This window comes from Pontibacter flavimaris (assembly GCF_001907195.1).
Lineage (GTDB): Bacteria > Bacteroidota > Bacteroidia > Cytophagales > Hymenobacteraceae > Pontibacter > Pontibacter flavimaris.
Genome location: NZ_LVWA01000002.1, coordinates 517787 through 531340, shown reverse-complemented (window position 1 = coordinate 531340; position 13554 = coordinate 517787). Strand labels below are relative to the sequence as shown.

Here is a 13554-nt window from a genome sequence, read left to right as displayed (position 1 = left end):
TACTTCTCAAAAATACGCCCTTTTTCTGAATGCAAAAACTTTATTGCAGGCTTACCCGCAACTGAACGCCGCCCTCGGTGACACTGTTGCGGAACGAGGTGGATATTTTCGGATCCGACACCGTGCGCAATACATAGAACTGCAGGTTAAGCCGCTGGCTCAGTACGTAGTCTATGGTTGGGCGCAGCTGCAACTGGCGTGTACCATTCGTTATCTGGTTCTGGCTGCGCTCCACGCCGGTATTATTGTCGGTGGAGATGGCGCGCTGCACCGTCTGGTTATCGCGTACCTGCAGGTCCATGCGCATGGTCAGTTCGTTGTCCAGCGTGGTGTTGGTAAACGGCAGCTTAAAGCTGGTGGTGGTGTAGCCGAAGCCTACCACGTAATCCTTCACGTTCGTTTCGGTGATCTGTGCATTCGTCAGGTTCAGCGACAGGTTTCGCTCCAATTTATACTCCAGCCGGCCGGTAAGGTTTGTTTTCGTCCGGAAGTTAACGCCCAGCAGCGGCGCCAGGCGCTCAATCACCGTCAGCTGGTTCACGATAAAGTATGGCTCGATGCGGCCAAACTCGTTCTTCTGCGTCGGGAAGCCCTCCGGCTCCAGTTGGTAAGCCAGCGAAGTGGAGTAGCTGGTAATGTTGTAGCTGGAGTTATAGGCATGTAGCAGGCTGATCTGGCTGAACCATTTCTGGAAGAGCGGCAGGCGCTCCAGGCCATTGTAGGTCACGCTCCAGTTCGGAATCGGCAGGCGGCTGAACGGGTCCTCGTGCTTGGCCTCGTAGCCGTTTATCTCACGGCCCTGGTAGGCGTACAGGAACGACTTGAGCAACACATCCTGCGAGTTGAGGCTATACCCGGAGTCGCCAGCGGCGGTATTGGCGGCCGTCAGTTTGTCGCGCACCACATGGCGGTTTCGGATAAACTGCTCAAAGGCATCAGACAAGCCATCGTCGGTAGACTCGAACAAGGTGCCCAGCGCCATAAACGAGGTGCTGAACGCGCCGGAGGTAAACGGGTTCTGGCGCTGGTCTTCGGTACCCACGTTGCCAAAGTCATCAAACTCCTTGCGATAGAACACTTCCTCTATCTCAGACTTGGCGCGGCGCACATCCACCGTTACGGTAAAGTTGCGGAACGGCTCCAGGTTGGCGCGCCCGGTAAAGGTCTCGCTCAAAATACCGCTGAACGGCGTGTTGAGGTACTGGCTGCTGTCGGTGTACCAGCCGTGGCGGTTCATGCGGCTGTAGAGCTCGTGCAGGTCGTACTGTTTGCCAAGTATAAACGGCAGGCCGGGGGCCTCAAAACGATCGTCAAAACCAAACAGATTTGTCTCCGGCAGGTAGCCGGGCAGCATAGAGCCACGGTTCTCGAGGTAAGTTACGTTCAGCGAGCGCGTCATCATCAGCACCCGGGCCAGCCCTCTAAGGAACTTCATCTGAGACGGGGCCTTGGCAGCCGTCGTGTCGTTAGCTGTTGCCTGGGCTGGCTTGGCCGGCGTTGGCGTGTTCACGGCTTTCAGGAACTTCACCTTGTTGTAGAGTTTTACCAGGTCCATACGGCCGTTCACGCTAAACTCCACGCTGTTCTCGGCCGTGTTGCCCAGCCTGAACGTGGTATCCTGGTTCAGGGCCGTGGAGCCGGCCGTCCAGATGTAGGTGGTGGCGTAGCGGGTGTCGGCGCTCAGCCAGTCCGTGAGCGGGAACTTGTCGAGCGGCAGTTTATAGTTCAGGGCGATGAGCTGGTTAAAGTTGGTGTTGCGCCCTCCGCTCAGCAGGTTCTCCCGTATCGTCTTGTTCTTGTACTGCAGGGAGTCGATTTCGCTGTTGATACGTCCATCGGGCTCATCCACCACCGAGCGGTTGGTGGCCGTGTAGTCCAGCGCGAGGCTCTTGGTCAGGTCCCAGCGCATGTCGTAGATGCGGTTAAAGAAGAACGACTTTTGGAACACCGGCTCGATGCCACGCGTGGTGACAAAGCGCGTTTCCGGGTCCGGACGCTGCAGGTATGTCTCGTTGTAGAATCGGTTCAGGTCCGCGCGGAACGAGAAGCGGCTTGGCAGCAGCGAGAAGTTAAAATCCTTGATCAGGCGCAGGTAAGGCGAGTTCAGCTTCTCGCTGTTGGCAAAAGGCTGGTAGCTTCGAGGCGTGTTATCGAAAGTATAGGCCAGGCCGCCGGTATAGGTCTTGGTATAGTCGCGGTCGGTCTCGATGTCGGAGAACATGCGCTCGGAGTAGGAATAGGACACGGCGAAGTTCTCGATATCGTAAATACGCGCTTTGGCCTCCGGGTTGGTGCGCTCCTTGCGCACGTTCAGCAGGCTTATACTTCTGCGCGTCTCCCGGGTAATTACCTTCTGCTTATACTCCTCGCGGGCATCGTCCTCATTAAATTTGGTCAGCGACTGCTCCAGCGGCATGTCCTTGTCCAGCGGGTCGTACTGCGGCTGGGCCGAGGTGACGCCATACTGCACCGTCATCGGCACTTTAACGCCCCACTGCTCGGGCAGGAACTTATCCAGCACCATGTTGGCACTCACGTCAAACTGGGCAATATCCTCACGGGAGCGCAGCGAGAGCGGCTGCTGCAGGCCTCCAAAGCCCACGGTCGTATAGCCCCCGGTGGCGGTTACGTTGGCAAAGTCGGCCAGCTTGGCGTTCAGGCGGGCGTTGGAGGCCCAGCCGGTGCGGTTCACAAAGTCAGTCACGCGCAGCTCGTTCACCCAGATACAGGCCGAGTGTGAGCGGGCATCCGAATTTGCCTCAGACGGGTTGCGGATACCGATCATGATACCTTCCACCTCGCTGAAGTCCGGGTTACCTACCACGCGGATCAGCTTGCCGTCGGCCGTGGGTACCTCATAAGGTACAAAGATACTGCCCGGTGCGTTGATATTACGTGCTGCCTTGGCATCCACCAGCTCCTGCAACGGAATGTTGACCTCGTTCTCCGTTGGCCAGACTGATTCTGCTGTATTGCTGCCGGGAGGCGTGAACTTGAGCGGCACCACGTACTCGTAGTAGTTTTGGGTAAAGTCTGTGCCGATACGGATAAAAGCCTGCACCTCCCCGTCCCGTATACCCGGCTCATCCGACTGGGCGTGGATGAACATCTTCAGCTGCTTGTAGGCCAGCAGGTCCAGGGAGAGGTTCTTGAAGACAGCCTTCGAGAAGGAGTCCTTCAGGTCTTCCACGCACAGCTGCAGCGACTGCTCGTTCTGGCGGCGGTCGTTGGTGGAGGCGTAGTCGCGGAGGCGGTTGATGCCCGGAGGCACCACGTAGGGGATGTTATTTTCAGACACCTGGTTGTTCGGGCCGTTCTCCTCGATGTTCACGGTCGATACGGTAAAGCTGCGGGCATCGTCGGTACAGGTAAGGCAGGGCACCCCTTCGGTCAGCGGCTGCTCAAACTTGCGCCACTGGTTGGCCACAAACTGGAACTGCGCCATACGCACCACCACCGGATCGGCAAAGCCCGTCATGTACAGGCGCATAAAGCGGATCGATTTAAAGCCGTTGATATTGCCCACGGCACCTGTTGGCTGGCGCACCGGCACCCGGAACTGGTACCACATGGCCCCGCCTTCGCCCTCCACGGCATCCACAATATAGTTCTGCCCTACCTCCAGCTGTCCCGGCGCCAGGTTGATTTTATACTCATAGTACTGTTCCAGGTCTGTGATGACGTTATCGCCGTTCAGGTCTTCCTTGTCCGGGTAGGCGTAGTTGGCAAAGCGGCTGTTCTCCGGCGAGTTGTTCTCCATGCCGTTGAAGTTCTTGTAGCGCTGCAACACGCCTGCGTTCTGCTGGTCATACACCGGATCGAGGTGGTGGAAAAAATTGTCTGCCGATGGGTCGTCTATAACGGATTGTGGCGGCGCGCCCGGGATGCGGCTTAGAAAAGGGTCCTGGAAATGGGTGCGTTCATCAGCATCATTCAAGCCATCCAGGCCGATGTCCTGCCGCTGCCTGCCGCCAGGTATGCCCGTAAAGGCATCGGTGAGGAACTGCTGCTGTGTTACGCGGCCCCAGATGGTCGTCTCCAGGTTCTGCACATCGCTGGCATCGGCGGGCAGGCCGTTCTCAAAGGCGTACTCGTTGTCTTTCAGGATGTCTTCGGATACGTTGCCCAGGTTGAGCACCAGCTGCCCGGGGTCCTTGGGGTTAACGTTGCCGCCAAAGGCACCATCTCTGCCTTTAGGGCCCGCCATGAACGGATCCATCATCCAGAACTCCATGTACTCGATGTTGGCATTGTCGAAGTCGGTATCGAAGGAGATTTCGCGGCTGATACCGCCCCAGTTGTTGCGCGGGTCATTAGCCAGCAGGCCCTGTGGCGTCAGGTTTGGGTTATAGTTGTACTGGCCACGCTCGCGCGGATAGTAGGCCAGGTCAAAGGTATACTCGTAGCTGGTAGAAACCTCCGCATCACGCCCCTTAAAGACCTCGGTTCTGCGCACAGGGCGCACGTAATGGTTCTCCAGTTCCTGATCTGTGATGTTGTCCGGTTTCAGGTTATTGCTGTTGCGGTAGAAGATCTGGTCGATGGTGTACCAGGCCATTTTAGCGCGGTTGTAGGAGAATTCCAGCCCCTCGCCGGTTGTAAGCGGGGCAGGGGTAGCGGCCACGCGCCAGGTGCTGTTGTTAAAGCCGCCCAAACTGTACGGCGTCTCAGCTCCCTCAAAGTCGTCTAAGTAGGAAGCACCGTCCTCGTTGGCGTTGGATTTGGACTTGGCCGGCACGAGCTGCGCAAACTCACTGCTGAAGGTAATCAGCGAGGGAGCCTTGGTCTGTATCAATGGAATGGCATCCACAAAGCGCGTCAGCATCCGCGACTCCTTCTGCAGATTCACATCAAAGCCGTAGATGGTGTTGTTCGTCGGCTCGTCACCTATACTGACGCGGTTGATAAAGGTCTGCTCGTTGAGGTGCAGCACCGTAGCGCCCAGGTTCACATCGTCGTTGAGGCGGTAATCGAAGCGGGCGCCCAGCATGGTGCGCGGCTGAATGTTGAGCAGCTCGGCCTTCTCGTAGGTCACGCGCAGGTCGTTGGCCGAGTTCAGGTAGCTCGGGTTCAGCACTTTGATGCGGCCCAGGTCGTAGAATACCTGGTAATCGGTGCCCTCCTGCAGCCGCGTACCGCCAGAGTACACGGCCACAGAGCCCTCGGCAATCTGGAAGCCCGGCAGCATGATCTCGTCGGTAGCCGTGGAGCGCACCCTGCCCTTGATGTAAAACTTTGCTTTTACGTTATTCTGCTGCACATCGGTCTGCGTCTGCTCATACAGCTCCTGGAACACATACTGCTCGATCAGGTTCGGGTAACCCTCCAACTTGCTGGCCAGGTAATCGCCGAAGGGCTCCACCTGCGGGAAATATATCCGGCCGCTCTCGGTATCGATGGTGATGCCGGGCAGGAAGTCGAAGTTGCCGTCGCTTGGCTTATCGTTGTTCGAGTTTACGTTGTCGAGGTTGAGCACCTCCACCAGCGGGATGTTCTGGATCGGACTTGGCTCTTTTATACTTGTCAGGTCCACGCCTGTCTCATCATCCTTGTAAACGACCTGCAGCTTGAAGTCCTCGCGGTTTATCTGCGTGGCATCCAGGGCATACACGTTCTTCATCATCAGGTCCCAGGTAGGGTAGTTGAGCGAAGGGCTGGTGGCACGCAGCAACTTCATGTGGATCACCTGGTCAGACTCGAGGTTCTGGTAGTCGTCCATCAGTTCCCCTACCTGATACGTTTTGCCATTGTAGGTATACTCGAAGGCGATACCCAGCACTTGGTCGGGCAGCAGGGCGGAGTTCAGGGAGATATACCCCAACTGCGGGTTGAACTTATACTCTGTGGGCTCCAGCCTGCGGGCGCGCACGTGCTCAAAGTCAATTCCCTTCTCCAGCCCCAGCGACTTCAGGTAGGCATCCACACGCGAGTTACTGCGGGCTGCACTATTCTGTGGGGAGATGCGGCTGTAAAGCGAGTTGGCTTGGTTATCGGCCGGGGCGGTGGCGGGCCTGCCGGTATCGAAGGTCTCACGGTAAGGGTCGGCCTCGCCCAGGTCCATATAGGCTACGATGTTGCGCAGGTTTTCGGTAGAGCGGTTGTTGTTCGTTACGTACAGCTCCACGCGGCGAATCACGATGCCGGAGTTGACGAGCGGCAGGTTCCGGAGAGAAGTATCATAGCGCCCCCTGAAGAACTGCGACAGGTAAAAGTGACGGTCACGGTCATAGTTATCCACTCGGACCTCAAAAGGCTTGTTCTGCCCCCCGTTCTGGATCACGACCTCATCGTTGGTGCCGCGCACGCTGGAGGCGATGGTGGTGACGCCCAGGCGGCCAAACTGCAGCTGCGCCTTCACACCGAACAGGTTCTGCGCGCCAGTTATAAGGGAGTTGTTGAGCGGCAGGCTCACGTTACCGGCCTCTACCTTGCGTATGATCTCCTCCTCGTAGCCCGTGTAGTCGAGCTTCATGTTGTTTTCGAAGTCGAAGTTGGCGTTGTTGTCCCAGTTAAAGTTGAGGCGCATTTTCTCGCCGATCTTGCCCACCAGGTTCAGGGAGATGTTCTGCTCAAAGTCGAAGTCGCCGGTGCGCTGCTGGCTGAGGGGTATGGTCGGGTTCTCATTGCGGTTAAAGCGCGCCCCGAACTTGAGCGACACGTTGCCGTTGGGTTGAATATCCACGTAGTTGCCCCCGAAGATGCGGTCGAACACCGGGCTGATGTATAGCTTCGGGATCAGGCGGTTGCTGCTGACCACACTTTCACCATCCAGGCCGGCGGATTTGGCGCGCCAGTAGTTGCGGATGGCCTCCCGCTGCTGCCACTCCGAGTACTCCCGCATCGACATGGAAGACGGCGGACGGTACAGCACACTGTCGCCGATGGTTTCGGTGATGTTGTACTGCTGCAGGCTGTCGTCCAGCTCCACATTCAGGTTCAGGTTGCTGGGCTGGCCAAGCAACAGGGGAGAAGTGCTGCTGCGGGTGCCAAACGGGCTTCCACGCCGGTCGGACGGGGTGAAGGTAGGCCTGCGGCTTGGAATATACTTTACAGTGTCCTGGCGGACCGTGTCCTGCCAGGATAGGAAGTTTTCTATAACATCCAGGCTTTTTTGATCTGGCACGCGTATCCCTTCTGCCCGCGACCACCAGGCCAGCAATGAGACAGTAGTAACCGTGGCAAGCAGCAGGTTATGCTTTTTACTTTTCCAGATCAAAATAGGATGTTCCCTCTTATGAAGATTTCAACGCAAACTTAATTAATTCCTCTACGCTCAGACCACCGCCCTCGCGCTTAATGATTGCGTCCAAAGTTTTCTCTGCAACGTTCTTCGCAAAGCCCAAAGTCACCAGTGCTGATAACGCCTCGGCGCGGTTGGTATTGTGTGCCGCAGCAGAGACGGGAGCATCACCTAAAAGCACCTCCTTCTTCAGCTTATCCTTCAACTCAAGTATAATGCGCTGGGCCGTTTTGGCGCCTATGCCTTTCACATGCTGGATGGTGCGCACATCCTCCCGCACAATGGCCTGCTGTATCTCCTCCACCGACAGCGAAGACAGGATCATCAGGCCGGTGTTCGGCCCAACGCCGGAGATGGAGATCAGGTGCAGGAACGCCTCTTTCTCAGCCACCGTGGTGAAGCCATACAAGGTATGGGCATCCTCCTTGATATGCAGGTATGTGTGCAGTTTGCACCGCTCCCCGGCCGGCAGCGACGAGTAGGTGCTAAGTGGTATCTTGATCTGATACCCTACGCCACTAGCTTCGATAATGACGTAGGTTGGATCTTTGTGCGTCAGCTTGCCATCGATATAGGCTATCATCTATATATGTTGATCGTTATAGTTTTGAGCATCTACGACAGCAATGGACACCATGTTCACAATGTCGCGGATGGAAGAGCCTAACTGCAGAATATGCACCGGTTTGCGCATGCCCATCAGCACCGGCCCAATTACCTCAACGCCACCTATTTCCTGCAGCAGCTTGTAGGCAATGTTTCCTGAGGTGAGCGTCGGAAAAATCAAGGTATTCGCCCCTTTGTCGGCCAGTTCACTGAACGGATAGTGCTCGCGGAGCAGGTTTTTGTTCAGGGCGGTGTTGGCCTGCATTTCCCCGTCTATGAGCAGGTCCGGGTAGCGCAGTTTGGCCTTCCGCACTGCCTCAGCTCCTTTGTCCGGGATATCGCCGCGTACAGAGCCGAAGTTGGAGAACGAAAGCATGGCCACGCGCGGCTCGGTATCAAAGAAGCGCACGGTACGGGTCGTCAGGCCGATGATGTCCACCAGTTCGTCAGCAGTAGGATTTACCGTTACCGTGGTGTCGGCAAAGAAGTAGGGTTCCTTCTGGCCGAGCACGATGTACATGCCGGCTACCTTGTTTATACCTTCTTCCACGCCAATTACCTGCAGCGCCGGCGAAATGGTTTTGGAATAGTCGCGGGTAAGGCCGGAGATAAGTGCATCCGCCTCGCCGTTGTGCAGCATCATACTTCCGAAGTAGTTGCGGTCGCGCATCAGGCGCTGCGCATCAAACAGCGTGATGCCCTTGCGCTGGCGCTTCTGGTAAAGGATCTGGGCATACTCTTTCTTTTTGTCCTCCTCCACCTGCGGGTCTATGATGCGCGCCCCGTGCAGGTCCATGTTGTTTTCGCGGATGATGGCTTTGATGCGCTCCGGGTTGCCCAGAAGTATAGGCGTGGCAATGCGCTGCTCCTGTACGATCTGTGCCGCCTTGAGGATTTTATAATTGTCAGCCTCGGCGAACACCACTGTTTTCGGGTCTTTCTTGGCCTGCGTGGTAATGCGCGACATTAGCTTCTGGTCGATGCCGATGCGCTCCTTCAGTTCCTGCTCATAGGCTTCCCAATCGGTAATGGGCTTGCGGGCCACCCCGCTCTCCATGGCTGCCTTTGCCACTGCCGGTGATACGGTCGTGATCAGGCGCGGGTCCAGCGGTTTTGGGATAAGGTAGAAGCGTCCGAAACTGATGGTGTTGTCGCCGTAGGCCTTGTTCACGATCTCCGGGATGGGCTCCTTCGCCAGTTCCGCCAGCGCACGCACGGCGGCCAGTTTCATCGCCTCGTTTATTTCCGTGGCGCGCACATCCAGCGCCCCCCTGAAGATGTAGGGGAAGCCCAGCACGTTGTTCACCTGGTTCGGATGGTCGGAGCGACCGGTGGCCATGATCAGGTCCTCGCGCGTGGCCATCGCCACCTCGTAAGGGATCTCCGGGTCGGGGTTCGCCAGGGCAAATATGATCGGGTCGTTGGCCATGAGCTGCACGTACTGCGGTGGCAGCACATTTCCGGCAGAAAGGCCCACGAACACGTCGGCGTTCTGCATGGCTTCTTCCAGCGTGGTAATTTTGCGTGTGGTCACGAACTGCGCGCGGTAGATATCCAGGTCGTTGCGCTCCGGCCGGATGATGCCCTCCTTGTCGAACATCACGATGTGATCTATCTTCACACCCAGGGCCACGTACAGCTTGGCACAGGCAATGGCAGCGGCGCCGGCGCCGTTGATCACCATCCTGACGTCGCCGATCTTCTTGCCGACCAGTTCCAGTGCGTTTAAGAGGGCCGCGGAGGAGATGATGGCGGTTCCGTGCTGGTCGTCGTGCATCAGCGGGATGTTCATCTGCGTCTTCAGCGCGTTTTCGATCTTGAAGCTCTCCGGCGCCTTGATATCCTCCAGGTTGATGCCTCCAAACGTGGGCTCCAGCGATTTTACGATGCGGATAAACTCTTCGGGGTCGGTGCTATCGATCTCAATGTCGAACACATCGATACCGGCGAATTTCTTGAACAGCACGCCTTTCCCCTCCATCACCGGTTTGGAGGCATCCGGACCGATGTTGCCAAGGCCCAGAACGGCAGTTCCGTTCGATATTACTCCTACCAGGTTGCCCTTGGCAGTATACTTGTACACATTATCCTTATCGGCGAAAATCTCTTTGCAAGGTTCTGCAACACCCGGGGAGTAGGCCAGCGCTAAGTCGTGCTGCGTACTCACCATCTTGGTTGGCACTACCTCAATCTTCCCGGGCTTTCCGTCCATGTGGTAGTTCAGGGCGTCCTCTCTGTTTACTTTAATCATGTTGTGTTGTTGTAAGTAGTAAGCTGTGTCGGTTTGCCTACGCCTCTTTGATTTTTCCCCGGTAGCAGGGGGTAACTACTAATTTTATAAGAATTTGCCGTTAATCCAAACCGAGCCTCCAAAGATAAGCGGTGCAAGAATCAGGAGTATAGAAAATGTTGCTTTTTTAACCTGCGGGCCCGCCCGGAAAAGTATAAACAAAGAGCACCCTCCGTGCGGAAGGTGCTCCTGGTATAGCGGGTGGTGCGTCGTCCTAGCTCAGGATAAGTTTCTGGCCTGGCTTCAGGTTGTTGGACTTCAGCTTGTTCAGTTTTTTTATCTGCTCCACGCTGATGCCGTCATACTTACGTGAGATCTGCCAGAGTGTATCGCCCGGCTGCACATGGTGGATCAGCTCCTTCTTCTCTACTGCTGATCTGGAGTCAGGCTTGGTCTGGTTGCTGGAGGCAAGTATGGCAGTGGTGGCCGGGCCCTGCTGCATGATCTGGAGTTTCTGGTTTGCCGTGATATAGCTATTATGCAGGTTGTTCCATTCCTTCAGTTGTTCCACCGTTACGTCATGCCTTCTGGCAATGCTGATCAGGTTGTCGCCGCGCTGTACGGTGTACGTTACCTTCGTTGTTTTTATAGGAGTCTCTTTCTCAGCCGGGGCCTCCGTCTTGGCCGATGCCAGCAGGACAGGGGCCTGCGCCAAAGTGTTTTGCTGGAGTGGGGCAGGAGCAGCGGCTAAAAGTATACAGCTTTGGTCTTCGGCGGTAGCCAGCAAGGTAGCCCTGGAGGAGGGAACGCGCAGTTTATACTTGTTGCCGGGTATGGTGCTTTTCTTTAGCTCCGGGTTCAGGGCAAGTAGCTCTTCCGGGGTGAGGTGAAGTTCAGCAGCCAGCCTCTCCAACTCCAGTTCCTGTGTTACCTCCAGGTAAGCCACCTCGGGCTGGTAAAGTATAGAGTCGGAGAAAATGTTGTGCTCGCCAGCATAGTGCATGGCATAGCGCACGGCCGTCATACTGGGCACGTAGCCCCTGGTCTCGCGGGGCAGGTACGGGAAAATATCCCAGAAGGACCTCTTGCCGCCCGCCTTGCGGATGGCCTTGTTCACGTTGCCCTGGCCGCAGTTATAGGCCGCCAGCGCCAGTTCCCAGTCGCCGTAGTACTTGTGCAGGCGGCGCAGGAACAGCATGGCCGCCTCTGTGGATTTCTCCGGATCCAGGCGCTCGTCGATGTACTGGGTTTGGTGCAGGCCATACTCGCGGCCGGTGGGCTTCATAAACTGCCAAAGGCCGGCTGCCCCCACGGGGCTCTGCGCCAGCGGGTTCAGGCCCGACTCCACGATGGCCAGGTACTTGAGCTCATCCGGCATGTTGTGCTTCCTGAGGTACTTCTCGAACAGCGGAAAGTATACATTCTCACGCGTGAGCATGGTGCGCGTATACTTGCGGTTGCGGATGGTGAAGTAATCGATAAAATTCCTTACAAAGTCGTTGTACACCAGCGGGATATCTGATTCCAGGCAACTTAACCTGTCTGCAATCACATCATCCGGCTCGTTTGGCACGATCTCCACCATCAGGGCCAGCTCCTCCGGCGAGAGCATCTGCCTACTGGTGTCTGCAAGCGTGGCAGTGGTTTTTGACCTCAGGGAGTCCGTTGGAACGGACAGAGAGTCGCCGGGAGAGAAGGGCGACTCAAGCAAACGGCTATGGCCGGAGGCACTGGCGGTAAACGCGCAGATGCTGCCAGCCATAGCCGCAAGCAATGTTAGGAATTTGCTGTAAGTCATGTCAAGGTTTAGGCGTCAACGGTTATCTTGTCCAGGATGTAATTTGATAAAGCCAGCAGCTGCGGCTCCTCAAATGAGCGGGTCATTAACTGCAACCCGATGGACAGGCCGTTGGCATCGCGCCCAACCGGAATAGAGATGGCTGGCACGCCTGCAAGTGAGGCCTGAACCGTAAAAATGTCAGCCAGGTACATGGCCAATGGGTTTGCTGTATTCTCTCCTATCTTAAAAGCGGTAGTAGGAGCGGTAGGCAATATAAGGAAATCATATTGCTGTAGCAACTCATCAGTCTTCTCTTTTATCAGGCGTCTCACCTTCTGTGCCTTGGTGTAATAGGCATCGTAATAATCGGCACTGAGCACAAAGGTTCCCAGCACAATGCGGCGCTGTACTTCCATACCAAAGCCCTCCGCCCTGGTCTTCTTGTAAAGCGATGTCAGGTCGGTTACGTTGTCGGAGCGGTAGCCATACTTCACGCCGTCGTAGCGGCCCAGGTTCGAGCTGGCCTCCGCCGTGGTGAGGATGTAGTAGGTAGGCACCATAAAGTCCAGGTACGGGAAATCCACGGCCTCCACCTCATGGCCCGCATCGCGCAGCATGTCCTTTACGCCAAGTATGGCGTCTTTTACCTCTGCCTCCAGTCCTTCGCGCTCGAAGCAGTCGCGGATGTAGCCGATTTTATACTTTTTGTCTGTTTGTAGTAGCTGGCTGTAGGCCGGCACCTCGCGCTGGCTGGCAGTGCTGTCCATGCCGTCCTGGCCGGCCATTACCTCCAGTAGCAGGGCCGCATCCTCCACGCTCCTTGTAATCAGGCCAATCTGGTCGAAAGAGGAGGCGTAAGCAATGAGGCCATAGCGGGAAATGCGGGAATACGTAGGCTTGAAGCCGATAACGCCACAAAATGACGCTGGCTGGCGCACCGAGCCACCCGTGTCAGAGCCGATAGAAGCCAGGCAAAGATCCGCCTGCACAGCCACGGCAGAGCCTCCCGAGGAACCGCCCGGTACGCGGGTAGGGTCATCGGCGTTCAGCACATTGCCGAAAGAGGAGTTCTCGTTCGAGGCACCCATGGCAAACTCATCGCAATTCTGGCGGCCAATGATGATGGCGTCCTCGGCGAGCAGGCGCTGCACTGCGGAGGCAGTGTAAAGCGAGGTAAAGCCGTTCAGGATCTGGCTGGATGCCTGCAGGCTGTGGCCCTCGTAGGCTAGCACGTCCTTTATGCCTATCACCATACCGGCCAGTTTGCCAGCCTGACCCTCGGCCAGTTTCCTGTCCACGGCGTCGGCCTGGGCCAGCGCCTCTTCCTCAAAAACCTCCAGGAAAGCATTTAGTTGGGCCTTCGCCTGGATGTTGCGAAGGTACTGCTCTGTCAGTTGCCTGCACGAAACCTGGCCATTGGCCATGTCTGTGCGGATGTCGCGTAGCGAATTATACTGTCTCAACCTTTTTTGGACTTAGGATCGTCTTTAATGGATTGCTCTAGCTCGTGTTTGATCTCGTCTGTCGCATCTTTAAACTCCCGGATGCCGCGGCCAAAGGAGCGCGCAATGCTCGGGAGCTTATCTGTGCCAAACAGCAAAAGGATGGCGGTCAGGATGACCATCACCTCACCTCCCCCCAGGTCTCCCAGGAAGAGGAAAATAAGATTAAGGCACATATGCTACCTTAAAAACTATA

At 56.5% G+C, this 13554-nt stretch carries 6 protein-coding genes; all 6 read right to left on the bottom strand.

The genetic code is table 11. The features are described from left to right. Positions 1–40: 40 nt before the first annotated feature. Positions 41–7216, bottom strand: a complete 7176-nt coding sequence (gene sov / locus A3841_RS02170) for a T9SS outer membrane translocon Sov/SprA (protein ID WP_235861257.1) — start codon at positions 7214–7216, stop codon at positions 41–43. Between the two features lie 16 nt (positions 7217–7232). After that, positions 7233–7823 carry a Holliday junction branch migration protein RuvA gene (ruvA, locus tag A3841_RS02165; RefSeq protein WP_073850621.1) on the bottom strand — a complete coding sequence of 197 codons (591 nt, stop codon included), beginning with the start codon at positions 7821–7823 and terminating at the stop codon, positions 7233–7235. After that, positions 7824–10097, bottom strand: coding sequence for an NADP-dependent malic enzyme (locus tag A3841_RS02160; RefSeq protein ID WP_170866130.1), 2274 nt, complete (start codon positions 10095–10097; stop codon positions 7824–7826). A 253-nt stretch (positions 10098–10350) separates the two neighbouring features. Next, on the bottom strand, positions 10351–11874 hold the full coding sequence (locus A3841_RS02155; RefSeq protein ID WP_073850620.1) for a lytic transglycosylase domain-containing protein: 1524 nt from the start codon (positions 11872–11874) through the stop codon (positions 10351–10353). Positions 11875–11882: 8 nt separating this feature from the next. After that, the gene (gene gatA / locus A3841_RS02150; protein WP_073850619.1) at positions 11883–13319 is read right to left on the bottom strand and encodes an Asp-tRNA(Asn)/Glu-tRNA(Gln) amidotransferase subunit GatA; all 1437 of its coding nucleotides are present in this window, start codon (positions 13317–13319) and stop codon (positions 11883–11885) included. Then, positions 13316–13534 (bottom strand): Sec-independent protein translocase subunit TatA/TatB, encoded by a 219-nt coding sequence (locus A3841_RS02145; protein WP_073850618.1) that lies wholly within the window; start codon positions 13532–13534, stop codon positions 13316–13318. Before A3841_RS02145 ends, gatA begins: the two co-directional genes overlap by 4 nt. Positions 13535–13554 lie beyond the last annotated feature (20 nt).

Excerpts from the sequence above, each read along its gene's own strand:
- A3841_RS02145 (WP_073850618.1), bottom strand. The coding sequence starts at position 13,534 with ATGTGCCTTAATCTTATTTTCCTCTTCCTGGGAGACCTGGGGGGAGGT.
- A3841_RS02155 (WP_073850620.1), bottom strand. The coding sequence starts at position 11,874 with ATGACTTACAGCAAATTCCTAACATTGCTTGCGGCTATGGCTGGCAGC.
- A3841_RS02160 (WP_170866130.1), bottom strand. The coding sequence starts at position 10,097 with ATGATTAAAGTAAACAGAGAGGACGCCCTGAACTACCACATGGACGGA.
- ruvA (WP_073850621.1), bottom strand. The coding sequence starts at position 7,823 with ATGATAGCCTATATCGATGGCAAGCTGACGCACAAAGATCCAACCTAC.